We start from the raw sequence: 25,590 nt of genomic DNA on the forward strand, positions 1-25,590 counted from the left end.
GGCGAGCCGCTGGCCGGCTGGTCAGGGGTGGCGCCGAACGGTGAGCCGCTGGCGGGCGTGCCGTAGGGCGAGCCGCTGGCCGGCTGGTCAGGGGTGGCGCCGAACGGTGAGCCGCTGGCGGGCGTGCCGTAGGGCGAGCCGCTGGCCGGCTGGTCAGGGGTGGCGCCGAACGGTGAACCGCCGGCGGGTGCGCCGTAGGTCGAGCCACCGGGTGCGGTCTCCGGCGGCGCCGCGGGAGCGCCGGTCGGGAACGCCACCGGGGCGGCGCCGGCCGGCGAGACGCGGGCGCTGGCCCGGGCCGGCGACTGCGGGGCGACACCGGGCGTGCTCGGCTCGTCCTGCTCTCCCGGCCGGGCGCCCGCGGTGAACATGCCGGTCGGCTCGCTGAAGTCGGCAGCCGGCTGGTACTCGGGGGCCGAGGACGCTTCGCCCTGGTCGGGCTCCGTGGGGGCAGCCCGTCCGTACACCCGGGCCTGCGGGGCCGCCGGCGGCGGCGGAAGCTCGGTGGCCTCGACCGGGGCGACGCGGCTGTTCGTCGGCACCGACGCGCTGGCCGTGACCGGGCGGGCCGAACCCACCGCGGCCGGACCGGCGGAAGCAGAGCCGGCAGAAGCTGAGCCCGTCGAAGCCGAGCCGGCCGCGGCCGAGCCGGAAACCGGGCCGGCGGGGGTGGCCGGGCTGACCGAGGCGGAACCGCCCGCGGCGGGTGGCACCTCGGACGGGTCGCGAGGCTGCGGCACCGATCCGTTGCGGGAGTCGGAGCCGGTCAGAGCGCCGAGGGCCGCGCCGGGCACGCGCTGCGGATACCCGTTGTCACCAGCGGGCTCCGGACGCCTGTACTGAGCGTGGTCGTCCGGTGCCTCGTCCCGCGAGCTCTCACCGAAGCCGGACCCGTAGGCCGGCGCCTCCGAGGCCGACCGAGGCGCGCCGTACGGCGACCCGGAAGCCGGAGCACCGTAGGGCGACTCCTCAGAGTTGGCCGAGCTGAACGGGCGGGCCGAGCCGTAAGTGCCGGTGGCGGGCTGGGCGCCGGAGTTCTCCTCCGGGCTGTCGCCGAAGGCCGGCCGGGCCGAGCCGTACGGGGTGGCGCTGCCTTCGGCGGGCCGGGCCGACCCGTACACGGGCGAGGCCGGCGATGACCCGAACGCGGCGTCGGACGATCCCTCAGCCGGCGCCCCGAACGGCGCGGAGGGCTTGGCCGAACCATAGGCCGAGCCGCTGGCTGATTGCTCCTCCTGCGCGTTGCGGCCGAACGGGTCGGGCAGCGACGAGCCCGGGCCACCGGAATTGCGGCTCGGCAGCTCGGGCGCGGGGCCGTTGGACTCCGAGCGCCCGAACGGATCGGCGAACGGCTCCGACCGGTACGGGTGGGGCGGGATCTCCTCCGCGGCGGGCGCGGACGAGGAGGCGCCGCCGCCGAAGGAACTGAAGCCGCCCGAGGGCTGACCGTCCGGCGAGGAGGCCGGGGCGCCGTACGTCGGCTGCTGGGTGCGGACGGGCAGCTCGCCGGGCTGCGACGGCTGCTGCGGAACGGCCGCGGGGGCCTCCGGCTCGGAGGCGCCGGGCGTGCCGCGCAGCGGGAAACCGCCGCTGCCGCCACCACGGGTCGGGAACGCCGAGCCGCCACCACCGGCGCCGCGCAGCGGGAAGCCACCGGCCGGGTCGGCCGCGGCCGGGGCGGGCGCACCGGTGGGACGCACCGACGGCGGGGCGTCGGGCAGATCGGTCAGGGTCGCGCCCGGGACGCGTACGCGCTGGTTGTCGAAGGCCGAGATGCCGGGCGGGCGACCGGTCGACTGGTCGGCCTGCTCGCCCGGAAAGCCGGAACCACGGCCGAAGTCGTCGGCGGAAGGACCGCCGGAAGCGGCGGGGCCACCAGCGGGATCACCGGAGAAGGCGGGCCCGTCATAAGAGGCGGAAGAGGCAGGAGCGGCCGACTCGGGACCCCGGTTGGCCTGGCCGGCGGCGAAGCCGTTGAAGCCTTGAAGATCGTCCACGGTGCCACCCGGGTTCGCGTTCCGCTGCGGCAGCGGGGCCCCCTGGCGCTGGACGAACTGGTTCTCCGAGTCGGGCGTCGAGCGCACCTGCGGCGCCCAGGCGGACGACGGCTGCTCCGGCGATGGCGACGGCGCGGAAGCCGCATACGGCTCACCGGCCGAGACGGAGCCGTAGGGGGAGGCACTGCCTCGCTGCGGCAGGGCGCCACCCTCGTCCGGCTGCGGCACCCGGGCCGAGCCGTACTGGCCACCGGAGGCGGGACCGCCTGAGGAGGGGCCGAAGGAGGAGACCGCGGGCACCACGAACGGCGAGCCGCCGTTCGGCGTGGCCTGCGGAGGCGGGCCGTACGAGCTGGGGAAACCATCGGCGGGCGGCTGGGCCGAGACCCGGCCCGCTGCCCGCTGACCGTCGGTGTCCGGCGGGAAACCGTCCGACGTGGGTCCGCCCGACGTGGCCTCGGCCGGTCGCGAACCGGCGTAATGCCCCTCGGACGTCATGAGCGCCTCCTCAAACATTTCGGCCGTGCCGGGCTTGTGCACGGACGCGGCCCGCCGGCGGGCGCCGGCGGCCGTGCCCAGCTCTGAGGCCAGGCCGTGCGGAACCCCCGGGCGCGCACTGGGAAAAGTGCGGGTCGTGAGCCCCGGTCCCGGGCCGACCGGCCGAGCCGGCTCGTTGACCGTGCCCAACCGTACCGGGCGAGGGCGGCCTGAGGAATCCCGGTGTACGTCCGGAAGGGGACCGAATGAAGATCTTTAAGCGTGACGTGAAAATGCAAACGGCCCGTCCGGAGGGAATCCGGGCGGGCCGTGGTTGTCGTCAGCTCAGAAGTTGCGGCGCTGCGCCATCAGGGCGATCTCGTCGCGCATGGACTGGGTGGGGGCACTCATCCAGGCGCGGTCGATGGCACGGTTCTCGCGGTTGATCATCCGGCGCCGGCGGAGGCGGTCGGCGATGCTCATTGCTAAGTCACTTCCCTTGTGCCGGGATCTTCCGGCCACATCGTGGTGCTCGTCTCGGTAGCTCCATTGTGCTACCTACCGAGACGAGCTGCCATCGATTTAGGGGGTGACGTCCAGCACGTGCCTAACGATCGTAGGTCAAGAAAACCAGTTGCCTAAGCATCGTCGGTGTGCCTAGCTCCATGAGAGCAGGGCCCCCTCCGGATCGGTGAGGAAGTCGCCGATGTCGCGGAGGAACTTCGAGCCCAGCTCGCCGTCGATGATCCGGTGGTCGAAGGAGAGCGACAGGGTGGTGACCTGGCGCGGCTTGACCTTGCCCTTGTGCACCCAGGGCATCGGCTTGATGGCCCCGACGGCCAGGATCGCCGACTCGCCCGGGGGCAGGATCGGCGTGCCGGTGTCCACCCCGAACACCCCGACATTGGTGATCGACAGCGTGCCGCCCGACATGTCGGAAGGAGGCGTCTTGCCGGATCTTGCAACCTGGACCAGCGTGTTCAACGCCTCAGCCAACTCGCGCAAGGTGAGCCGGCCGGCGTCCTTGATGTTGGGAACGATCAGGCCACGCTCGGTGGCCGAGGCGATACCGAGGTTGACGTACTCCTTGACCACGATCTCGTTGGTCGCGCCGGACCAGGTCGAGTTGACCATCGGGTGACGCTTGACGGCGAGCAGCACCGCCTTGGCCACCAGCAGCAACGGCGAGACCCGGATGTCGCGGAACTCGCGCCGGCCCTTGAGCTTCTCGAGCGCCTTCATGCTCCGCGTCACATCGATCGTCAGGAACTCGGTGACGTGCGGCGCCGTGAAGGCCGACGCCACCATGTTCTCCGCCGTGAGCTTGCGCACGCCCTTGATCGGCACGCGCTGCTCGCGGGACGCGTCGAAGACCGCCGCGGCCACGGCGGGGGTCGCCGTCGGGGCCGCGGTGGCGGCTGGTGCCGGCGCTGACGCGGCTTGCTGTACGTCGTCCCGCGTGACCGAACCCAGCGGGCCCGTCCCGGTGATCGCGGCCAGGTCGACCCCGAGGTCGCGGGCGAGCTTACGGACCGGCGGCTTGGCCAGCACCGGCCCGGCCACACGCGGTGCCGGAGCCGGAGCCTGAGCGGGCGCCGGCGCCACGGGAGCGGGCGGGGGCGGCGCCACGGGCGTACTGCCCAGGCGGGGTCGCCTCTTGGCCGCCGTGGTCCGGGGGCCGTAGCCGACGAGGACGGGCGTGCGGCCCGCGTTGGGCGCCGGGCTGCCGGCCATACCGGGCTCGATGGCGCCCTCGGCCGGCGCGATCTGCACGGCGGCGAGCGACTCGGCCGACGGCACCGGACCGTCCAGATCGGGCAGCGGCCCGGCCGACGGGTCGGTGTCGATTGCGATGATCGGCGCGCCGACCTCGACCGTCGTGCCGGCCTCGACGAAGATCCGGGCGACCACGCCGCCCCACTTGGCCGGGATCTCGACCGCCGCCTTGGCCGTCTCGACCTCGACGATGGGCTGGTTGAGCTCGATGGTGTCGCCGACCTTGACGAGCCAGGCGAGGATCTCGCCCTCGGTCAGGCCCTCACCGAGGTCGGGCAGGGGAAATTCCTTGATCCGGGACATCCGCGTCACCAGCCGAACGAACGGTCGACGGCGTCCAGGACCCGGTCGAGGTCGGGGAGGTACTCCTCCTCGACCCGGGCCGCCGGGTACGGGATGTCGTAGCCGGTCACCCGCAGCACCGGGGCCTCGAGCGAGTAGAAGCAGTGCTCGGTGATCCGGGCCGCGATCTCGGCGCCGAGGCCGATGTTGCCGGGGGCCTCGTGCACCACGACGGCGCGGCCGGTGCGCTTCACCGACTCGTACACCGGCTCGTAGTCGATCGGGGAGAGCGAGCGCAGGTCGATGACCTCGAGGTTGCGGCCGTCCTCGGCCGCGGCGGCGGCCGCGTCCAGCGCCGTGCGGACCATCGGGCCGTACGCGATCAGCGTCGCGTCCGAACCGGGGCGGGCCACCCGGGACCTGTGCAGCGGGTAGGCGCCGGAGAGCCCGGCGTCGAGGTCGACGTCGCCCTTCTCCCAGTACCGCCGCTTGGGCTCGAAGAAGACGATCGGGTCGTCCGAGGCGATGGCCTGCTGGATCATCGTGAACGCGTCGGCCGGGTTCGAGCAGCTCACGACCTTGAGGCCGGGGGTGTGCGCGAAGTACGCCTCGGGGGACTCGGAGTGGTGCTCGACCGCGCCGATGCCGCCCGCGAACGGGATCCGGATCACGATGGGCAGCTTGACCTTGCCCTGCGAGCGGTAGGACATCTTCGCCACCTGGGTGACGATCTGGTTGTACGCGGGGAAGACGAACCCGTCGAACTGGATCTCGCAGACCGGCCGGTAGCCGCGGATCGCGAGGCCGACGGCGGTGCCCACGATGCCCGCCTCGGCGAGGGGGGTGTCGATGACCCGGTCCTCGCCGAAGTCCTTCTGCAGGCCGTCGGTGATCCGGAAGACGCCGCCGAGCTTGCCGACGTCCTCACCCATGACGACGACCTTGGCGTCGCTCTCCAGCGAGCGCCGCAGCCCGTGGTTGAGCGCCTTGCCGAGGGTGATGTTCTCGCTCATCAGTGCCCGCTCCCCTCGAACGATGCCTGGTAGTCGGTGAACTGCCGGCGCTGGGCGTCCAGGTCGGGTGAGCCGTTGGGATAGACGTGGTCGAACATGGTGACCGGCTGCGGGTCGGGCATCGCCAGCACCCGCTCGCGCAGGTCGAGGGCGAGTTTCTTGGCCGCCTCGTCGACCTCGCCGAAGAAGGCGTCGTCGACGATCTGCTGCTTGGTGAGGAAGGCCTTGAGCCGGGAGATCGGGTCCTTGGCCTTCCACGACTCGACCTCGCTGGCGATCCGGTACCGGGTCGGGTCGTCGGAACTGGTGTGCGCGCCCATCCGGTAGGTGTAGGCCTCGATCAGCGTCGGGCCCTCGCCCTGACGGGCCCGGTCGAGCGCCGAGCGGGTGACCGCGTAACTGGCCAGCACGTCGTTGCCGTCGATGCGGACGCCCGGGAAGCCGAAGCCCGCGGCCCGGCGGTAGAGCGGGATGCGGGTCTGGCGCTCGAGCGGCTCCGAGATCGCGTACTGGTTGTTCTGGCAGAAGAAGACGATCGGCGCGTTGAAGACACCGGACCAGACGAACGACTCGTTGACCTCGCCCTGGCTGGTGGCGCCGTCGCCGAAGTACGCGATCACGGCCTCGCCGTCGGGGCTGCCGGTCTTGCCGTCCATGGTCACGCCCATCGCGTAACCGGTGGCGTGCAGGGTCTGGGCCCCGATCACGACCGTGTAGCCGTTGAACTTGTGCTCGTTGGCGTCCCAGCCACCCTGGTCGACGCCGCGGAACAAGCCGAATGGCATGATCGGGTCGATCCCGCGGGTGTAGAGGACGCCGTGCTCGCGGTAGGTCGGGAAGGCCATGTCCTGCGGGCGCAGGGCCCGCCCGGAGCCGACCTGGGCCGCCTCCTGGCCCAGCAGGCTGGCCCAGAGGCCGAGCTCGCCCTGCCGCTGGAGCGCGAGGGCCTCGCCGTCGAGCCGGCGGACCGTGACCAGGTCACGGTAGAGATCTTGGTATTGCTCGTCGGTGAAGTCGACGGAATAGGTCGTACCGTCCGCCGTCGTGACGCTGTCGACGCGCTCGCCCGCGGGGGTGAGCAGTTGGACGAAGCCGCCTGCCGGGGCGTCTACCCCGACGTCGCTTTCGCCGTTCGCCATCGTGTCTCCCTGTTCGTGTCAGCGCCGCGGCGGGTGTTGCCCGTCCACGCGGCGAACCGCCTCGGTCGCCGCGCCTGGCCCGGGTGAGGTTGCCGCGCAGCGTTTCGGCGCGGGCCGAGACCCCGCCGGGGAGTGACGGCAGCCACCTCGCCCCGCTGGATCAGCGAAGCGACGGCGGCGGTGCCGTCGCCCCCATCCTGACAGAGAACGTGAGCCCCGTTACAGGTCAGGCTGATCACAACTGGGAAATTTGCCGGTCACATCGGTGCCCGTATTTGTCCTATTAAGTGGTTTTCGTACGGTCACTACCGTACGAACGGGCCGATTCCGCCGCTGCCGATATGCCTATGCGTCGTTCACTCCGATAACCGGGACGAATCAAAGTTGATCATTCCAGCTCTCGCCCCGCCGGGCTGCTCGTGACACGCCAATGAGCAGGTCGTGACCCGCCGCTCGCCGGTCACCGCCCGCCCCGCCCACCGACCGCCAGGAGGAGACCGGACGTGCCGGACCAGCGCGACGACGACCTCGTGCCGCCGATGAAGGTGATGCGGAAGCGGCTCAACGGCGTCTACCGGGCCGACACCGGCTTCTCCGGTCCCACTCGCCGGTATGTGCTGATCGTGGCGCTTCTGGTCGGTCTGGCCTCGCTGCCGACCCTGGCCGCGATCACGGCCGGGACGAACGAGATCAACGGCGACCGGACCGACACTATGGACGTTCCGGTGCTGCCGCCGACGTTGCCGGGGCCGGTCTCGGTCTCGCCGTCGGCCACGGCCTCGGCCGGCCCGGCGCCCGACGCGGAGCCGGGGGAGCCCGGCGGGTCGCCGGCGGCCCAGGGGGCCGAGCGGGCCGCGGACGCGGCGAAGCGGCTCGGACTGCTGCTCGGGCAGGCCGGGATGCGGGAGCCGTTCGCCGCGCTGCCGGGGATGCCGCGCGTGCCGGGGCTGCCCTCGGTGGAGTCGCCGTCGCGGCCGCGCGCCGAGCGCCCGCGGCCGGCCCGGCCGAAGAGCCCCGGCCGTGACGAGCGCCCGGCCCGTGCCGAGCGCCCGGCCGGTGCGCGGATTCCATCCGTGCCGGGTCTGCCGTCCGTGCCCGGTGAGCCGGAGGAGCCGGAGCTCGAGGTCCCGCCGGCGGCCGAGGAGCCCGCGCCGGCCGAGAAGCCTGCGCCGGTCGAGGAGCCCGCGCCGGTCGAGGAGCCCGCCGACGATGCGCCGTCGGGCCGTGACGCCGGCGACGAATCCGACGATTCGGATTATTCTGATTATTCGGACCATTCGAGTGACTCGGACGATTCGGACGGCGAGGAACCGGAAAAGCCGTACGTGCCGGGGTTGCCCGAAGTCCCCGACGAACGCCGCTGCGAGCGGTCCGCCGAGAAGAAGACCAACCGTCATCGGAGGTCAGCAGTGTCCGAACGCCCGCACAACATCCGCGCGACTCGCATCCTCGAGCGCAGCTACGCCAACACCGGCGGCTACCACGGCCGGATCCCCGAGTCGCGGACCGAGGAGAACCAGATCGCGAACCGCTCCTACCGGGGCGCCCACCGGGCCGGCAGCCTGCACCACGCCGACGACCAGACCCCTGAGCAGCGGCGCAGCTCCCGCGTCGGCCGCCACCACGCCGCCGAACAATCGACCTGGCACTAGGCCCCGTCGAGGCGGTGGCGGTTGGCCTCGAGCCAGGCGTCGATCGCGTCGGTGTCGTTCGGGTCGACGCCCTCGGAGATCAGCTGGGCCACCGCCGCGGTGGCCGGGCTGCGCCGCTCACCCGTCGCGTAGAGCCGGGCGAACTCCGGGATCATCTCCTCGACGACCTCGTCGGTCTGGGTGGCCGCGGTCTCGGGCAGGTCCCGGCGGCGGGTCGCATAGGCCGACCAGGCGCGGGCCACCCGCGGCAGCATCGCCGCGTCGTCCATGTCGAGCACCGCGCGCCGGTGCACCCAGTCGAGCAGGAACAGGCCGGCCACGGCCGGGCTCCAGCGCAGCGGATCGGGCTCGGGCAGGCTCGCCGCGTGGTCGAGGATCAGGCTGATGCAGAAGTGCAGCGAGGCCAGCTCGTCGTCGGCGGTCACCCGGTCGAGGCCGAAGCGGGCCGCCTCGGCCGAGGCGAGGAAGTCGCGCACCAGATCGTGACCGGCCACCGAGGGCGGCTCGGCCAGCGCCGGCGTGGAGGCCGTGGGCAGCAGCGCCAGCCGGGCCGCGGCGAGCGCCCGGTCGGTGGCGAGCGAGCCCTCGGAGGGCAGGTCGCCCAGCCCGTCGGTGATCTCGAGGTGGCGGCTGACCTCGCCCCGCAGCCGCCCCGGATCCTCCTCGCGGAACCAGGTCAGGTCGTCCTCGGCGCACATCTGGCGGACCTGGGTGAGGATCCGCTCGGCCGAGGAGCCGACGAAGATGTCCTTGGTGATGCCGATGTTGTGGTCGACCAGGGCGACGACGGCGTGCTCGGGGCCGCCCTCGTCGACGTCGTCGTAGGCGTAGGTGACCAGATAGGACGTCTGATCGCCGTAGACGTCGCCGTAGGCGTAGCACCCGGTCGGGCGCACGCGCCCCAGCTGGGCCACCCACGACGGCGCCTGGGCCCCGCGCCGCACCTGGTCGGCCCCCTCGGCGTCGGGCACCAGGGCCGCGAAGACCTCGCGGATCGTGGTCGCGGCGGCCGTGCGCCGGCGGACGGTGGAGGCCAGGAAGCCGGTGACGAACTCGCGCACGGCGGTGGCGCGGTCCTCGACCGCCACCGAGTAGACGCTGCCGAGCAGGGCGGTGCCCAGCATCTCGGCATCCAGCGCGCAGTCGAGTTTCGCCACGTCGCGGGCCGCGTGCAGGACCGCCTCGTACGGAGTCTGAGGTGCCGGCATCTCGCGAGCGTACCCGTGACCGGCGCCACTGGGGCTATTCAGATCGCACCGCGGTGAGAGCTTCACGCGCCTGTGCGTAGGCGTTGAGCACCTCACGGACCGGCGCCACCACGTACTCCCGGCCGACCTCGGTGATCGACTGGCGCAATCGTTGCTCGGCCTTTCTCCGGGCGCGCCGTGATCCCCACTCGACGATCGGCTTGAGCAGCAGCCACAGCAGAATGCCCAGTAGGAGGCCACCGAGCAGCAGCACTGTCGGCATCGGCACCACGCCGAGCTTCGGATTGTCGAGCGGCGGCAGGCCGAGCACCCGTACGCCGTAGCCGGCCAGCAACCAGCCGAGCCCGACGATGGCCGCCGCGACCAGGAGCAACTGCAGGCCGCCGACGACCCGCCACCACAGTGGTGTCCGGTCCGGGCCGAGCTTGGTCTGGCCGACCGCGCGGTCCAGCGCGTCCGGCAGGTCGGCCGCCCGGGAGCGGGCCGCGTTGTTCAGGGCCGGGGTCCACACCTCGGGCAGCGGGGCCGCCGCACGGTTGGCGACCGCCCGCACCGAGAGGCCGACCGCGGACTTCTGGGCCGCGTCCGCCTCGGGCAGGGACGTGCGGGGCACGATGTCGGTGGAGACCGCGTCGCTCTCGGGGGCTGTGTCGAGATGCAGCCGCTTGAGCGGGTCGGGCCGGAGTCTGCGCAGGCCCCGCACGAGCGGCCAGCCGGTCGCGGCGGCCGCGCGATGCCGGTAGGCCGCGGCCGCGGCGTCGGCCGCCGCGCCCACGCCGGCCGAGGCCGCGAGGGCCTCGGTGAGCTGGCGGACGGTGGCCCGGTCGACCTCGTCCTCGGCCGCGGGGGGCCCGATCATCGCCATCAGGGGCTGGCTGACCGCGTCGACGTCGGCCGCCACCCGGCGCAGCGCGGCCTGCTTGCTCGCGACCGTGGTCTCCAGGGCGCCGCGCAGCTCGGCCAGCATGCCGGGCTGCTTGGCCGAGGTGGCCAGCACCGGGGCCGAGCCGAGGCCGTCATCGACGAGCAGGCGCTTCAGGTCGGTCAGCACCAGCTCGGTGTCCTGCGTGGACAGCCGGTCGGCCTGGTTGAGCACTACGACCGTCACGTCCGCGTGCGAGCGGAACTGCGACAGATAGGCCTGGTGGAGGATCCGGTCGCCGTATTTCTGGGGGTCGACGACCCAGACGATCTGGTCGACGAGGCCGAGCAGCCGGTCCACCTCGAGACGGTGTCCACGCTCGACGGAGTCGAAGTCGGGCAGGTCGAGCAGGACCAGGCCGCGCAGGGCGACCTCGTCGTCGCCGTCCAGCGCGCTCTCCCGGATGAAGCGGTGCCGCGGCAGCACGCCGACCCAGTCGAGGAGCCGGTTGGCCGGCTCCAGCGGGCCCCACACGCAGGCGTGGGCGACGCCGGTGGTCGGGCGGCGCACCCCGACCGGCGACAACTTGAGCCGGGCCAGGGCGTTGAACAGGCTGGACTTGCCGCTGCCGGTGCTGCCGGCCAGCGCCACCACGGTGTGGTCGCGGGACAGCTCCAGCCGGTTGCCGGCCCGCTCGATCAGCGTGTGCGCCGCGACCAGCTCGTTGTCGGGCAGGTAGGGATCGACCAGGCGGACGAACCGGCCCAGCGCCTCGAGCCGCTGGACCAGCCGGTCGGGGTCGATGCGGCCGTCGTCCGCGCTGTGTGCGCCTCGCACCTTCTCCACCAGGCTCATGACGTGCTCCGGGTCAATGCCAACTCGGCACGGGCATTTTCCACCTCGGTCGCGGCCAGCCGCAGCTCGCCGCCGGGGTCGGTCGCGAGCCCGGCCGCGGTGAGGCGGTCGCTGTAGCGGGCGGCCTCGGCGTCGAGGAGCTCGCCGACCCGCAGCATCAGGTCTTCCCGGGCCTGGGTGGCGAGGGTCCGGATGGCCTGGTCGCCGAAGATCGCCTCGAGCACCTTCTGTGCGGCGACGGTGGTGGCGGCGCCCGTGGCGACCTCGAGCCCGGTCGGGATGAACGCGGTCGAGGTGAAGACGGCGATCATCACGGCCAGGCCGGCGCCGTTCACCGCGTACGCGGCGCCGCGGGCGACCACTCTCTTCTCGCCGCCCTCGGTGCGGACCAGGCCGAGCACCCATTCCTGCCAGTCGCGGACCAGGCGTTCGGCCTTGGCCGGCAGATCGGCCGACGTCCGCTGCAGGCCGGGCTCGAGCAGGGCCGCCCCGGCCGGGTGGGCCTGCCAGGCCGCGTACGCCTGCTCGGCCGCGTCCGCCGCGATCGCGCGCAGCAGCGTGACCAGCTGGGACTCCAGCGCGGACTGGAGGTTGCGGCCGGGCAGCGGGCGGCCGGTGAGCGCCGAGACCAGCTTGTCGCGCAGCTGCCCGACCTTGTTCTCCAGCGTCTTGAGGAACTCGCCCGTGCCGACGAACTCCTGCCAGCGGGCCAGCACCTCGCCGCGCAGCAGCCGGCCGTCGCGCAGCCCGTCGGTCATCGTCTGCCGGGCGTTGCGGTAGGCCGCCTCGACCCGGTCGTTGAGCGCCTTGGCGGCCCGGGTCTGCTCCTCGGCCGCCTCGGCCAGGCCCTCGACGGCCGGCCCGAGCGCGGTCAGCGCGCCGTCGAGCGTCTGCCGCACGACCGCGCCGCGCGCGGTCGCGTCGGCCGCGAGCTGGCCGAACCAGTCGTGCAGGGGCCGGATGACGTCCTCCGGGATCAGGCCCTGACCGTCGAGCCGGGTCTCGGGCAGCACGAACAGCGGGGCGCCGCCCAGCTCGCGGACCGCCAGCATGTCGCTCAGGTGGGTCGCGATCTCGCCGGCCGCCTCGGGCGGCACACGGTCGAGGACCAGCGCGATGACCGTGCCGCGCAGACGCGCGGTGGTCAGCAGCTCCCACGGCACGGCGTCGGCGTAACGCGCGGCCGTCGTGACGAACAGCCACAGGTCGGCCGCCGCGAGCAGCTGGGCGGCGAGCTTGCGGTTGAGGTCGACGACCGAGTCGATGTCGGGCGCGTCGAGGAAGGCCAGGCCGGCGCCGAGCCCGGGGGCCGAGACCAGCTGCAGGGTGCGCGGGTCGGTGCTCGACTCGCGGGTGCGCACCAGGCCCGGCAGGAGCTGGCCCTGCTGGAACCAGGGCTGGTCGCCCGGGTTGCTCACCAGCACCGGGGAACGGGTGGTCGGCCGCAGCACCCCGGCCGCGCTGACCGGAGCCCGGACGAGGCTGTTGACCAGGGTCGACTTGCCGGCCCCGGTGGAACCGCCGACGACCACCAGCAGCGGCGCGTCGAGCCGGGCCAGGCGGGGCAGCAGGTAGTCGTCGAGCTGGGCGACCAGGGCCGCGCCGACCCGCTGCGCGTCCTGGGCCGAGGGCATGACCAACGGGTACGCCGCGGTGTCGATCGCGGCGCGCAACCGGGACAGCGCTTGTGCGAGCTTCGCCACGGCCGGCGGCAGCTCGGCGGCCGGCTGCGGCTCGAGCGCGGCCGGGGCCTCGGGCTCCTGGGGCACCTCGGGCTCCGAAGCGCCGGGATCCGGATGTGGCTGACGGGACACGACGGTTTCCGTACGATCAGAGTGGTCCACGGACTCGGCTTTACCCGCGCTGACCTGGGTTTTATCGGCCGGGCTGGAGGTTGGGAGCGTGGCGCCGGGCGCGGCGGACAGGGCCGACGGACCGACCGCCTCTCCGTGCGTCGTCACGGGTAAAGAGTGCCCGATCTATGCAGACAGAACAACAGGTACCGGTATGCCGTGACCGGACAGGTATCTACCGAAGTGCTGGCGCGGCTGTGGCAGCATCGTACTTGCGCCTCTAAGACTCAACTTCGATTTGACGTTGGGCGCACCCGTGGCATCATTGAGTCGGTTCCACTCAACCTTTGTACCGAACCGAGCTCTGTAAGAAGCGAGGAACACCATGGCACGTGCGGTCGGCATCGACCTCGGCACCACGAACTCCTGCGTCAGCGTTCTGGAAGGAGGCGAGCCCACCGTCATCGCCAACGCGGAGGGCTCCCGGACGACCCCGTCCATCGTCGCCTTCGCCCGCAACGGCGAGGTGCTCGTGGGTGAGGTCGCCAAGCGCCAGGCGGTGACGAACCCGGACCGGACCATCCGCTCGGTCAAGCGGGAGGTCGGCACCAACTGGTCGATCGACATCGACGGCAAGAAGTACACCCCGCAGGAGATCTCGGCGCGGGTCCTGATGAAGCTGAAGCGCGACTCCGAGGCGTACCTCGGTGAGACGGTCACCGACGCGGTCATCACCGTGCCGGCGTACTTCAACGACGCGCAGCGCCAGGCCACCAAGGAGGCGGGCGAGATCGCCGGCCTCAACGTCCTGCGGATCGTCAACGAGCCCACCGCCGCCGCCCTGGCGTACGGGCTCGACAAGGGCTCCAAGGAGCAGACCGTCCTGGTCTTCGACCTCGGCGGCGGCACCTTCGACGTCTCCCTGCTCGAGCTGGGCGACGGCGTCATCGAGGTGAAGTCGACCTCCGGTGACAACCACCTGGGTGGTGACGACTGGGACCAGCGGATCATCGACCACCTGGTCAAGACGTTCCGCGGTGAGCACGGCATCGATCTCGGCTCGGACAAGATGGCCCTGCAGCGTCTGCGCGAGGCCGCCGAGAAGGCGAAGATCGAGCTGTCCGCCGCGACCACCACCAGCATCAACCTGCCGTACATCACGGCCGGCCCGGACGGCCCGCTGCACCTCGACATGTCCCTGTCGCGCGCCGAGTTCCAGCGCATGACGCAGGACCTGCTCGACCGCTGCAAGGGCCCGTTCGAGTCCGCGATCAAGGACGCCGACGTCAAGCTCTCCGACATCGACCACGTCATCCTGGTCGGCGGCTCGACGCGCATGCCGGCCGTGGCCGAGCTGGTCAAGAGCATGACCGGCCGCGACGCCAACAAGGGCGTCAACCCGGACGAGGTCGTCGCCGTCGGCGCCGCCCTGCAGGCCGGTGTGCTCAAGGGCGAGGTCAAGGACGTCCTGCTGCTCGATGTCACCCCGCTCTCGCTGGGCATCGAGACCAAGGGCGGCATCATGCACAAGCTGGTGGAGCGCAACACCACCATCCCGGCGCACCGCTCCGAGGTCTACACGACGGCCGAGGACAACCAGCCCTCCGTGCTGATCCAGGTCTTCCAGGGCGAGCGCGAGATGGCCGCGTACAACAAGAAGCTCGGCACCTTCGAGCTCAGCGGCATCGCCCCGGCGCCCCGCGGCGTCCCGCAGATCGAGGTCTCCTTCGACATCGACGCGAACGGCATCGTGCACGTGTCCGCCAAGGACCTGGGCACGGGCAAGGAGCAGAAGATGACGATCACCGGCGGCTCCGCGCTGCCGAAGGACGACATCGAGCGCATGATGCGCGACGCCCAGGACCACGCGGACGAGGACAAGAAGCGCCGCGAGGACGCGGAGACCCGCAACCTGGCCGAGCAGCTGCAGTGGCAGACCGAGAAGTTCCTGGCCGAGAGCGGCGACAAGCTGCCCGAGGACAGCAAGACCAAGATCGGTGAGGCGCTGGGCGAGCTGCGCGGCGCGCTGGGCGGCAACGACATCGACAAGATCAAGGCCGCTCACGAGCACCTGTCGCAGGTCTCGCAGGAGGCCGGCTCGGCGCTCTACTCGCAGGGTGACGCCGCTCAGGCGGCCGCCGGGGCGGGCGACGCGCCGGGTGCTCCCGGTGGCGCGCCGGGTGGCGCCGCGACCGGTTCGGCCGGCCCGACGGCCGGTTCTTCGGCGGGCGGCCCCGACGACGTCGTGGACGCCGAGATCGTGGAGGACGACAAGAAGTGAGTGCCGCGGACGACGAGAACGACGGTCAGGCGACCGAGCGGGTCGTCATCCGGGACCGCCGCAAGATCGATCCGAAGGGCGAGAAGGGCTCGGCCAAGGGCACGGCTTCGGTCGGCGCCCACCGGGCCGACGACGCCGAGGAGACTCCGGAGCCGGCGGCCGCCGACGCGGCCGCCGAGCCGGAGGAGACCAAGCCCGGCCTCGGCGCCGAGCTGGAGGCCCTGCGGAACGACCTGGAGGAGCGGACCCACGACCTGCAGCGCGTGACCGCGGAGTACGCCAACTACCGCAAGCGGGTCGACCGCGACCGGGGCGCCGCGGCCGAGCAGACCACGGGCTCCGTGCTCACGGCCCTGTTGCCGGTGCTGGACGACATCGATCGGGCCCGGGAGCACGGCGACCTGGCCGGCCCGTTCGCCTCGGTGGCCGAGTCGCTGATCGCGGCGACCGGCAAGCTGGGGCTGGCCGCCTTCGGCGACAAGGGCGACGCGTTCGACCCGAACCGCCACGAGGCGGTCGCGCACCAGACGTCCCCGGACGTCACGGAGCCGACCTGCGTCGAGGTCATGCGCCGGGGCTACACGCTCGGCGAGCGGCTGCTGCGACCGGCTCTGGTCGCGGTCGCCGACCCGGAGTGATCTCACATGTTCGTCCCGCCCACCGCGCCGCGGTGGGCGGGACCTGCCCGTAGGAGGGGGTGGACGAGATGAGCTCGAAGGACTGGCTCGAAAAGGACTTCTATGCCGTTCTCGGCGTGCCCAAGTCCGCTCCGACCGACGAGATCAAGAAGGCCTACCGGAAACTCGCCCGGGATCTGCATCCCGACCGCAACCCCGGTAACAAGGAGGCGGAGGAGAAGTTCAAGGCCGCTTCCGAGGCGTACGACGTGCTCTCGGACGACAAGAAGCGCAAAGAGTACGACGAGATGCGCTCGCTGTTCGGCTCGGGCGCGTTCCGCCGGGGCGCCCGCTCCGGTGGCGGCGGTCAGTTCGACCCGTCCGACCTGTTCGGCGGGTTCAGCAACGCGGGCGCGGCCGGTGGCGGCGGCGCCCCCGGTGACCGCCGGTTCGGCGGCGCCGGCTTCTCGGACATATTCAGCTCGATATTCTCGGGCGGTGGGCCTGGTGGTGGCGCCGCCCGACGAGGACCGCGCCGCGGCCGTGATGTCGAGACCGAGGTGACGCTCGACTTCGCCCAGGCCGTCCGGGGCACGACGCTGCCGCTGACGCTGCGCTCGGCCGGCGAGTGCGACACCTGTCACGGCAGCGGGGCCAAGCCGGGCACGTCACCGCGGACCTGTCCGCAGTGCGCGGGCAGCGGCCTGATCTCGCGCAACCAGGGGTCGTTCAGCTTCTCCGAGCCGTGCCGCGAGTGCCAGGGCGCGGGAACGATCGTCGACGAGAAGTGCCCGGAGTGCCGCGGCACGGGCGGGGTCACCAAGGCCCGCACGATCAACGTCCGCTTCCCGGCGGGCGTGGCCGACGGCCAGCGCATCCGGCTCAGCGGCCGGGGCGAGCCGGGCGACCGCGGCGGGCCCGCGGGCGACCTCTACGTACAGGTCATGGTGCGGCCGGACGAAATCTTCGGCCGGACCGGGGACGACCTCACCCTGACGGTGCCGATCAGCATCGCCGAGGCGGTTCTCGGGACCGATCTCCGGGTGCCGACTCTGGACGGGCCCGTCACCATGAGAGTGCCGCCCGGCACGCCGAGCGGACGCAAGCTGCGAGCCCGGGGCAAGGGCGTGGCTCGCAAGGCCGGACCGCCCGGGGACCTCATCGTCACCGTCGACGTGCAGGTGCCCGCCGAGGTCACCGGGGAAGCCCGGGACGCGCTCGAGCGCTTCGCCAAGCTGACCCCGCCCGCCGGGCGGGAGCGGCTCGAGGCGCGGGTGCGCAAGGGCAGTTAGGACCGTGAAGGAGGTGGCACATGCATGAGGAGATCAGCATCTCGGTCGAGCAGGCCTCCGACGCGAAGGTCCTGATCATCTCGGTCGCGGCCCGCCTGGCCGGCATGCACCCGCAGACCCTGCGGCAGTACGACCGGCTCGGCCTGGTGCAGCCCGGCCGGGCCGGCGGCGGTGGTCGCCGGTACAGCGAGCGCGACGTCGCCCTGCTGCGCGAGGTGCAGCGGCTCAGCCAGGAGGACGGCGTCAACCTGGCCGGGATCAAGCGGATCATCGGGCTCGAGCAGCTCGTCGGCGACCTGCAGCAGCGGGTGCAGGAGCTGGAGCAGGAGCTCGCCGCCGCGTACGACCGGATCGCCCAGATCGAGAGCCCGTACGGCCGTCGTGACCTGGTCCGCCAGGAGCGGCCGTCGACGGCGTTGGTGGTGTGGCGCCCGCGCCGGGCGTCGGACAGGTAATCGCGAAAGGCGGCCCGGTGACAGGGCCGCCTCAGCGCCGGTTGTAAAGACCCAGGCGCCGCGGGTACCGGACCAGGCCGCCCTCGATCCAGTCGCTGTAATCGAAGATCTCGGGCCGGCTCAGCAGCACGCGGCAGTTGTGCGCCCAGATCTGCATCGGCTCGTCGCCGACCTCGTCGGCCCGCTCCACGAACTTCTTGAGACGGCGCTTGCGCTGGCCGGTCGCGTTCTGCCGGACGCCGTCGGCGGCGTAGATGTAAAGGCAGTGCTGCGCGAACCGGCGGGCCGGGCACTGTCTGTCCATGGCCAGCTCGAACAGGACCGGTGCGAGCACGTCGCCCGATATGAGCAGGTCCCAGTCGGCCGGCATGGCGTTGAGAGGGACGGCGTCGGGATGATAGGCCCACGCCTGCAGCTCCTCCGGCCGAGGATCGACCGGGTTGGCGAACCCGAAGAAAGTCGACTCACGCACTGTCACGCCGCCGCCTGATGAGAAAGTCCCGATAACACGTAGTTGTCGGAGCGGAACGGTAGCGCGCCGGTCATGTCCTACGGAAGTGGCACGGCGTCACAATCGGATACTAGTCAGTAGCTTTGAGCACCGGGGCCTGCTGAGGGCGTGTTCGGCGGCGGACAAAATTCTTGAACCACTGGTAATCGGGCAGGCGCGCGAGAAGCGGCCCGGTAACCACGGTGATCAATACGTACGCCGTGGCCAGCGGTGCGAGCCGCGGCTCGACGCCGGAGGACACGGCCAGGCCGGCGATGACGATCGAGAACTCGCCCCGCGGCATCAGGGCCAGGCCGGCCCGCAGCCGGCCGGGCACGGCGATGCCCACCCGTTTGGCCGCCAGATAGCCGGTGACCACCTTGGTCCCCATGGTCAGCACGGCCAGGCCGAGCGCGGGCAGCAGCACCGGCGGGATCTCGGCCGGATCGGTCGAGAGCCCGAAGAAGACGAAGAAGACCGCGGCGAACAGGTCGCGCAGCGGCGACAGCATCTGCGTCGCGTGGTGGGCCACCGGCCCGGAGATGGCGATGCCGACCAGGAACGCGCCGACCGCGCTGGAGACCTTGAGCTCCTCGGCCACGCCGGCCACGAACAGGGTCAGGCCGAGCACGCCGAGCAGCAGCGCCTCCGCGTCCTGGGCCGAGATCAGGGTGCTGATCTGCTTGCCGTACCGGATGGCGACGACCAGGACCGCGATCACCGTGACCACCGCGACGCCCAGCGCCTTGGCCCCGCCGATCAGGCCCACGCCGGCCAGCACGGCCGTGACCAGGGGCAGGTAGAAGGCCATGGCCAGGTCCTCGATGACCAGCACGGACAGGATGACCGGGGTCTCGCGGTTACCGAGGCGCCCCAGGTCGCCGAGCACCTTGGCGATCACGCCGGAGGACGAGACCCAGGTGATGCCGGCCAGCACCAGCGCGGCCCGCCAGTCCCAGCCCATCAGCAGCGCGAAGCCGGCCCCGGGCAGGGCGTTGAGCAGCGCGTCGATCACGCCGGCGGGCGCGGCCGCGCGCAGGTTGCCGACGAGCTCGCCCGCCGAGTACTCCAGGCCCAGCATGACCAGCAGCAGGATGACGCCGATGGCCGCGCCGACCTCGATGAACTCCTCGCTGGCGGAGAGCGGCACCAGGCCGCCGTGCCCGAAGGCGAGGCCGGCCAGCAGGTAGAGCGGGATCGGGGACAGCCCGATCCGGCGACCGAGCCGGCCGAGCATTCCGAGCGCGAAGAGCAGCGCTCCTACCTCGATGAGCAGGATCGTGGTGTCGTGCACGCCCTGGCCTTAGCCGTCGTCGTCGCCGGCCAGGATGGCGGTCACGCCGTCCAGGCCCTCGCGGGTGCCGACGGTCACGACCACGTCGTTCGGCTCGAAGACGAAGGACGGGCCGGGCGACGCGATCACCTCACGGTCACGCATGACCGCGACGATGGAGGCGCCGGTGCGGGTACGGGCCCGGGTGTCGCCGAGCTTGCGGCCGACGAACGGCGAGCCGGCGCCCAGCCCGATCTGCTCGGTGAGCAGGCCGGCCGCCTGCTGCCGGAGACCGGCCAGCTGGCCCAGCATGAGGGAGGCGCCCAGCACGTCGGCCAGGGCCTCGGCCTCGTCGTCGGTCAGCGGGATGGAGGCCAGGCAGGCGTCCGGGTCGTCGACGTCGTAGAGGACCAGATCACGCCGGCCGTTGCGGTGTGACACCACGCCGACCGTCCGTCCCGAGGACGTGACCAGGTCGTGTCGGACACCTATACCCGGCAGAGGAGTCTGTTCCACCCGTACTCGCACGATCACAACGGTAACAGCGTTGTGGCCTGCGGCTCGGGCGTCGCGGCCCGGGCGCGGCGGGCGCTGATCAGCAGGATCAGGCCGACGGCGCAGAGGCCGAGGTTGAGGACGTAGGCGAGCCGGAAGCCGTACGCCTGGGCCAGGCCGAAGGCCGGGGCGGCCAGGATCTGCCCGGTCGTGAACGTGTTGGTGATCATCGTGGTGGCCCGGCCCGGGTGACCCGGCATCAGGTCCTGCATGTACGAGATGCCGAGCCCGCTGATCGCGGCGATGGCGGCGGTGTTGAGCGGCTGGGCGGCCGCGAGCACCCAGATCGAGCCCGCGCTCGCCGCGACGGCGTGGTAGGCGATCGCGCAGCCCACCCCGATCAGGATCAGCGTCCGCGACGGCATCCGGGTGGTGAGCACGCCGAAGCCGAGCATGAGCGGGATCTCCAAGGCGGCGCAGAGGCCGAGGATCAGGCCGGCCGAGCGGACCGACCCGCCCAGGTCGGTGCTGACGTAGAGCGGCATCGCCTGCACCGCCAGCGTGCCCGCGGTCTGCACGACCGTGAAGCCGGCGACGATCAGGACCAGCGTGGATCGGGGCGGGACCGGCGCGACCGCGTCCGGCAGATCTTGCGGGCCACCGGTCGCGGGCCGGCCGGCCTCGGGCAGCCAGCGGATCACGATCAGCGCGGTGATCGCGTACATGATCGCGGCGACCCCGTACGTCCAGCCGAAGCCGTGCCCGGCGAGCACGAGCGCGGCCAGCGGCGGCCCGCCGACCCAGGCGACGGAGAACAGCGTGCGCAGCGTGCTGATGCCGAGGGCGGCCCTTGTGGGATCCCCGGTTTGGAGCACCTGACGGGCGTACGCGAAGGATTGTGGGAAGAGTGAGCCGGCCAGGGCCGTGAGGGTCACGGTGAGCGCGAGCAGAAGCCAGTAGTCGCGGACCACGGCGGTGAGGGCGGTGCCCGCGAGGCCGGCCAGCGCGGCGGTGATGAGCAGCTTGCGCCGGATCGGGCGGCGGTCCGAGACGCGGCCGATCAGCCAGGACACGAGAACGCCGGCGACCGGGGCGGCGATCAGGAAGGCCGTGGTCCGGACTGGGCCCGCGTGCACGGCGTCGCTGAGGAACAGCGCCAGGTAGGGACCGACGAACGAGGTCGAGAGGCCGACCGCTACGAAGATCAGAGCAAGCGGTAAGAGGCGTCTCGACACGTGGTGTAACGCTACAACGACTGGTGGGATGTTATTCAGGGCTCGTGGTGACGATCACTTGCGGCGCGCGCTAGAGTTGAGCGCAGCACGCTCAAGTTTCTCTTCAGGGGAGCGCATGAACGCCGAACGCCTCACCACCAAGAGCCGCGATGTCATCACGGGGGCGGTCGCCGACGCCGGTCGGCGCGGGCACGCCACCGTCGAGCCGTGGCACATGCTGCTTTCTCTTCTCGACACCGGCGGCTCGACCGCGCCGGCTCTCCTGCGCGCCGTCGGGGCCAACCCCGCGGATGTACGCCGCGTGGCCGTGCGCGCGATCGAGCAGTTGCCCTCCGCCCGTGGTGCCAGCACGGCCGAGCCGAGTCTGTCCCGCGAGTTCGTCAACGCGATCGGCGAGGCCGAGCTGATCGCCCAGCCGCTGGGCGACGAGTACGTGTCGACCGAGCACCTGTTGGCCGGCCTGGCCCGCGTCGGCGGCGCCGTCGGGCGCGCCCTCAAGGACGCCGGCGCCACCGAGGAGGCCCTGGTCGCCGCGTTCCCGCAGGTCCGCGGGGGCGAGCGCCGGGTCACCACCAACGACCCGGAGTCCACCTACAAGGCGCTGGAGAAGTACAGCGTCGACCTGACCGCGCAGGCCCGTGACGGCAAGATCGACCCGGTCATCGGCCGTGACGCCGAGATCCGCCGCGTCGTGCAGGTGCTCTCCCGCCGCACCAAGAACAACCCGGTGCTGATCGGCGAGCCTGGCGTCGGCAAGACCGCGATCGTCGAGGGCCTGGCCCAGCGCATCGTGGCCGGCGATGTGCCCGAGACGCTGCGCGACAAGAAGCTGGTCTCGCTCGACCTGGGCGCCATGGTGGCCGGCGCGCAGTACCGCGGCCAGTTCGAGGAGCGCCTCAAGAGCGTTCTGGAGGAGATCCGCAACTCCAACGGCCAGGTCGTCACCTTCCTCGACGAGCTGCACACGGTCGTCGGCGCCGGCAAGGGCGAGGGCTCGATGGACGCCGGCAACATGCTCAAGCCGATGCTGGCCCGCGGCGAGCTGCGGATGGTCGGCGCGACCACCCTCGACGAGTACCGCGAGCACATCGAGAAGGACCCGGCCCTGGAGCGGCGCTTCCAGCCGGTCGTGGTCGGCGAGCCCACGGTCGAGGACACGATCGGCATCCTGCGCGGGCTCAAGGGCCGTTACGAGGCCCACCACCGGGTGCAGATCACCGACGCCGCCCTGGTCGCCGCGGCTTCGCTGTCCGACCGCTACATCAGCGACCGGTTCCTGCCCGACAAGGCGATCGACCTGATCGACGAGGCCGCCTCCCGGCTCCGCATGGAGATCGACTCCCGGCCGGTCGAGCTCGACCAGCTCCAGCGCCAGGTCGACCGCATGCGCGTCGAGAAGCTGGCCCTGGAGAAGGAGACCGACCCGGCCTCCCGTGACCGGCTGGGCCGGCTCGAGCGCGACCTGGCCGACCGCGAGGAGGAGCTGACCGCCCTCAACGCCCGGTGGGAGCGCGAGCGCGGCGGCCTCAACCTCGTCGGCGAGCTGAAGAAGAGGCTCGACGAGACCAAGGCGTCGCAGGAGCGGGCGCAGCGCGACGGCAACCTGCTCGAGGCGTCGCGGCTGCTCTACGAGGTGATCCCGGCCCTGGAAAAGGAGCTGCGGGCGGCCTCCGAGGCCGACGAGCAGGAGGCCAAGGCCGAGCCGCCGATGGTCAAGGAGGAGGTCGGCGCCGACGACATCGCCGAGGTGATCTCCTCGTGGACCGGCATCCCGGCCGGCCGCATGATGGAGGGCGAGACGGCCAAGCTCCTGCGCATGGAGGAGTCGCTGCGGGCCAAGGTGGTCGGCCAGACCGAGGCCGTGGCCGCGGTGGCCGGCGCCGTCCGCCGCTCCCGGGCCGGCATCGCCGACCCCGACCGCCCGACCGGCAGCTTCCTGTTCCTCGGCCCGACCGGTGTCGGCAAGACCGAGCTGGCCAAGGCGCTGGCCGGGTTCCTGTTCGACGACGAGCGGGCCATGGTCCGCATCGACATGAGCGAGTACGGAGAGAAGCACTCGGTGGCCCGGCTCGTCGGCGCCCCGCCCGGCTACGTCGGGTACGAGGAGGGCGGCCAGCTAACCGAGGCGGTGCGCCGGCGCCCGTACAGCGTGGTCCTGCTCGACGAAGTGGAGAAGGCCCACCCGGACGTCTTTGACGTGCTGCTGCAGGTGCTCGACGACGGGCGGCTCACCGACGGCCAGGGCCGTACGGTCGACTTCCGCAACGCGATCCTGGTGCTCACCTCGAACCTCGGCTCGCAGGTGGCCGACTTCACGATGGGCGACGAGGAGCGGCGGGACGAGGTCCTCGCGGTCGTGCGGGCGCACTTCAAGCCCGAGTTCCTCAACCGGCTCGACGACATCGTGGTGTTCCACGCGCTGACCAAGAACGACCTGGCCGCGATCGTCGACATCCAGCTGAGCCGGCTGCGGACCCGGCTGGCCGACCGGCGGCTGACGCTCGACGTCACGACCGGCGCGGTCGAGTGGCTGGGCGAGCACGGGTACGACCCGATCTACGGCGCGCGGCCGTTGCGCCGGCTCGTGCAGTCGGCGATCGGCGACTCGCTGGCCAAGGCGCTGCTGGCCGGGGAGATCCGCGACGGGGACAAGGTCGTGGTCGACCTCGATCCGTCGGGCGACGGGCTGACGGTCACCCGCGGCCTCTGAAAGAAACGAGCCCCGGGCAACTGCCCGGGGCTCGTTCGCTAGTCGGTGGCCGTCCGCTGCCGGTAGGCCTGGGTCATCAAGACGTCGGTGACCAGTTGTTCTCCGCCCTCGGCGGGCCAGATACGGATGCCGTCGCGGTGGAGCTGATATCGCACGTCCTTGAATCGGGTCCGTGTGTCGTCATGGTGAACGACGTCGAGAGTGTCGGCATGGGGCATGGGACTCACCGGTCCTTAACAGGTCTGAGGCGGCCGCGGTGTGGTCACGCGGCCGGCGTAACGGGACAGGTGCCCTAGGACGGTCTGCCTCGGCCCACTTCTGTCGGGGCGGGCGACTCGTCCGGGCACAGGGCGTCGCGGGAGGTCTCTGCTGCCACGTCGGCGCCACGGATGGAAGTGTAGGGGCCGGAATCGACCCGTGTCGCCCCCTGAACGAGCGACCTATTTACGGATATTTCGTCCATCGTCGCCCGATGTTGCCACAGCCTGTCGGCTTCTGCGCCGCTGTCGCCAATATGGCGGCCGACCGATACCGTGAGTGGATCAAGAATAGGGGGCATTGTGACCGTTCCGAGCTACCCGGCGCCCGGCTATCCGGCGCCCGCGCCGAGGTCGCGTCCGCTGATCGTTACGGTCGCGTCCTACCTGCTCTACGCCGTCGCGGCGATCGAGGTGATCAACGCGATCGTGGCCTTCGCGACGATGAGCCGCATGGCTGACACCGTCCGCGACGTCTACGCCGGCACCGAGGCCGAGGACGCCGCCGGCATCGTCAACGCCGCTTTCGTCTTCGGCGCCGTCATCAACCTGCTGATCGGCGCCGGCTTCGCCGTCCTGGCCTACTTCAACGGCCGCGGCAAGAACCCGTCCCGCATCGTCACCTGGGTGATCGGCGGCATCGCGATCTGCTGCTTCGGCTTCGGCCTGAGCGGGAACGCCCTGGTCTCGGCGATGGAGTCGGCCGGGACGACCGACACCACGACCTGGCAGGACGACGACCTCGACCAGCGCATCAACGACGCGCTGCCGGGTTGGTACACGCCGACCACGACGGCCCTGGCCGCCATCGCGCTGCTCGCCATCCTGGCCACGGTCATCCTGCTGGCGCTGCCGGCCTCGAACGAGTTCTTCCGCAAGCCGGCCCCGAGCGGCTGGGACCCCTCGGCCGGATATCCGCCTTACCCGGGCCAGCAGCCGCCGCCCGGCGGCGGGCAGTACCCGATGTACGGGCAGCAGAACCCGTACCCGCCGCAGTACCCCGGGCAGGGCTATCCGGCGCCGCAGGGTCAGCCGGGGCAGCCGGCTCCGGGCCTTCCGCCCTATCCGGGCCAGGGGACGCCGCCTCCGGCGTCCGGTCCTTATTCTCCGCCGACGGCCGGGGATCAGTACGCGCCGCCGCCGGCCTCCGACCCGTACGCGCAGCCGCCGGCGTCCTCGTGGGGGGCCTCGCCGCCCGGTTGGGGCGAGAACCGCCAGCCGGCCGATCCCTCTTCGACCCCGCCATCCAGCCCGCCCGCGAGCTCGCCTTCGACCCCGCCCGCGAGCTCGCCCTCGGAGCCGGACGGGACCGAGCCGCCGGCGGACGGGACGCAGCCACCCAAGCCTTGATGCCTCCCCGGACGGGTTCCGCACCGCTGGGCGCTTCGTCCGGGTAGGTTCGGGCCAACGGATCACCGCGGGGAGTCGTCG

General features: G+C 72.0%; 20 protein-coding genes. 7 read left to right on the plus strand and 13 right to left on the minus strand.

From position 1 onward, the window contains the following. The 5 genes from AB0J66_RS31965 to pdhA form a co-directional block, all read right to left on the minus strand. A partial coding sequence (locus tag AB0J66_RS31965; protein ID WP_364668543.1) for a hypothetical protein occupies positions 1-2,495 on the minus strand: 2,495 nt, incomplete at its 3' end. Between the two features lie 324 nt (positions 2,496-2,819). Continuing rightward, positions 2,820-2,957, minus strand: a complete 138-nt coding sequence (locus AB0J66_RS31970; RefSeq protein ID WP_179855508.1) for a hypothetical protein — start codon at positions 2,955-2,957, stop codon at positions 2,820-2,822. A 174-nt stretch (positions 2,958-3,131) separates the two neighbouring features. Beyond that, entirely contained in the window at positions 3,132-4,553 is a 1,422-nt protein-coding gene (locus AB0J66_RS31975) for a dihydrolipoamide acetyltransferase family protein (RefSeq protein WP_364668737.1), read from the minus strand. A gap of 5 nt (positions 4,554-4,558) precedes the next feature. After that, complete coding sequence (locus tag AB0J66_RS31980; protein WP_364668740.1) at positions 4,559-5,548, minus strand: alpha-ketoacid dehydrogenase subunit beta; 990 nt, start codon at positions 5,546-5,548, stop codon at positions 4,559-4,561. Beyond that, on the minus strand, positions 5,545-6,684 hold the full coding sequence (pdhA, locus tag AB0J66_RS31985; RefSeq protein WP_364668545.1) for a pyruvate dehydrogenase (acetyl-transferring) E1 component subunit alpha: 1,140 nt from the start codon (positions 6,682-6,684) through the stop codon (positions 5,545-5,547). Before pdhA ends, AB0J66_RS31980 begins: the two co-directional genes overlap by 4 nt. A 503-nt stretch (positions 6,685-7,187) precedes the next feature. On the opposite strand from pdhA, the gene AB0J66_RS31990 reads away from it, so the two are divergent. Next, positions 7,188-8,336 carry a hypothetical protein gene (locus AB0J66_RS31990; RefSeq protein ID WP_364668547.1) on the plus strand — a complete coding sequence of 383 codons (1,149 nt, stop codon included), beginning with the start codon at positions 7,188-7,190 and terminating at the stop codon, positions 8,334-8,336. Here AB0J66_RS31990 and AB0J66_RS31995 read toward each other — a convergent pair. Genes AB0J66_RS31995 through AB0J66_RS32005 form a run of 3 tightly spaced genes read right to left on the minus strand, consistent with a single transcriptional unit; the run spans position 8,333 to position 12,895 of the window. After that, on the minus strand, positions 8,333-9,544 hold the full coding sequence (locus AB0J66_RS31995) for a hypothetical protein (RefSeq protein WP_364668549.1): 1,212 nt from the start codon (positions 9,542-9,544) through the stop codon (positions 8,333-8,335). The genes AB0J66_RS31990 and AB0J66_RS31995 overlap by 4 nt on opposite strands. Positions 9,545-9,578: 34 nt before the next feature. Beyond that, on the minus strand, positions 9,579-11,261 hold the full coding sequence (locus AB0J66_RS32000) for a GTPase (RefSeq protein ID WP_364668552.1): 1,683 nt from the start codon (positions 11,259-11,261) through the stop codon (positions 9,579-9,581). Beyond that, a complete protein-coding gene (locus tag AB0J66_RS32005) occupies positions 11,258-12,895 on the minus strand; it encodes a GTPase domain-containing protein (protein ID WP_364668743.1) in 1,638 nt (545 codons plus the stop codon). Before AB0J66_RS32005 ends, AB0J66_RS32000 begins: the two co-directional genes overlap by 4 nt. Before the next feature lie 544 nt (positions 12,896-13,439). Between AB0J66_RS32005 and dnaK the strand changes: the two genes are divergently transcribed. The 4 genes from dnaK (at position 13,440) to AB0J66_RS32025 (ending at position 17,699) form a co-directional block, all read left to right on the plus strand. Next, a complete protein-coding gene (gene dnaK / locus AB0J66_RS32010; RefSeq protein WP_364668555.1) occupies positions 13,440-15,335 on the plus strand; it encodes a molecular chaperone DnaK in 1,896 nt (631 codons plus the stop codon). Then, a complete protein-coding gene (grpE, locus tag AB0J66_RS32015; RefSeq protein WP_364668558.1) occupies positions 15,332-15,973 on the plus strand; it encodes a nucleotide exchange factor GrpE in 642 nt (213 codons plus the stop codon). Before dnaK ends, grpE begins: the two co-directional genes overlap by 4 nt. A 68-nt stretch (positions 15,974-16,041) precedes the next feature. Then, positions 16,042-17,244: a molecular chaperone DnaJ gene (gene dnaJ, locus AB0J66_RS32020; protein WP_364668560.1), complete on the plus strand. Its 1,203-nt coding sequence runs from the start codon at positions 16,042-16,044 to the stop codon at positions 17,242-17,244. A gap of 20 nt (positions 17,245-17,264) precedes the next feature. Then, on the plus strand, positions 17,265-17,699 hold the full coding sequence (locus AB0J66_RS32025; protein ID WP_364668563.1) for a MerR family transcriptional regulator: 435 nt from the start codon (positions 17,265-17,267) through the stop codon (positions 17,697-17,699). A 31-nt stretch (positions 17,700-17,730) separates the two neighbouring features. Here the strand turns inward: AB0J66_RS32025 and AB0J66_RS32030 are convergent, their stop codons facing one another. The 4 genes from AB0J66_RS32030 to AB0J66_RS32045 form a co-directional block, all read right to left on the minus strand. After that, positions 17,731-18,177 (minus strand): hypothetical protein, encoded by a 447-nt coding sequence (locus AB0J66_RS32030; RefSeq protein ID WP_364668565.1) that lies wholly within the window; start codon positions 18,175-18,177, stop codon positions 17,731-17,733. Positions 18,178-18,280: 103 nt separating this feature from the next. Next, the gene (locus tag AB0J66_RS32035) at positions 18,281-19,483 is read right to left on the minus strand and encodes a cation:proton antiporter (RefSeq protein WP_364668567.1); all 1,203 of its coding nucleotides are present in this window, start codon (positions 19,481-19,483) and stop codon (positions 18,281-18,283) included. Positions 19,484-19,492: 9 nt separating this feature from the next. After that, positions 19,493-19,990, minus strand: a complete 498-nt coding sequence (locus AB0J66_RS32040) for a cation:proton antiporter regulatory subunit (RefSeq protein WP_364668570.1) — start codon at positions 19,988-19,990, stop codon at positions 19,493-19,495. A gap of 2 nt (positions 19,991-19,992) precedes the next feature. Beyond that, positions 19,993-21,192 (minus strand): sugar efflux transporter, encoded by a 1,200-nt coding sequence (locus AB0J66_RS32045; RefSeq protein WP_364668572.1) that lies wholly within the window; start codon positions 21,190-21,192, stop codon positions 19,993-19,995. Positions 21,193-21,307: 115 nt separating this feature from the next. Here AB0J66_RS32045 and clpB point away from each other — a divergent pair, with 115 nt between their 5' ends. Further along, positions 21,308-23,902 (plus strand): ATP-dependent chaperone ClpB, encoded by a 2,595-nt coding sequence (gene clpB / locus AB0J66_RS32050; RefSeq protein ID WP_364668575.1) that lies wholly within the window; start codon positions 21,308-21,310, stop codon positions 23,900-23,902. A 38-nt stretch (positions 23,903-23,940) separates the two neighbouring features. Here the strand turns inward: clpB and AB0J66_RS32055 are convergent, their stop codons facing one another. Further along, entirely contained in the window at positions 23,941-24,120 is a 180-nt protein-coding gene (locus AB0J66_RS32055; protein WP_203774155.1) for a hypothetical protein, read from the minus strand. 342 nt (positions 24,121-24,462) lie between these two features. Here AB0J66_RS32055 and AB0J66_RS32060 point away from each other — a divergent pair, with 342 nt between their 5' ends. Continuing rightward, entirely contained in the window at positions 24,463-25,509 is a 1,047-nt protein-coding gene (locus AB0J66_RS32060; protein ID WP_364668578.1) for a hypothetical protein, read from the plus strand. The last annotated feature ends 81 nt before the right edge of the window (positions 25,510-25,590 follow it).

Origin of the sequence: Actinoplanes sp. NPDC049598, assembly GCF_040675435.1 — a bacterium.
Classification (GTDB): Bacteria; Actinomycetota; Actinomycetes; order Mycobacteriales; family Micromonosporaceae; genus Actinoplanes.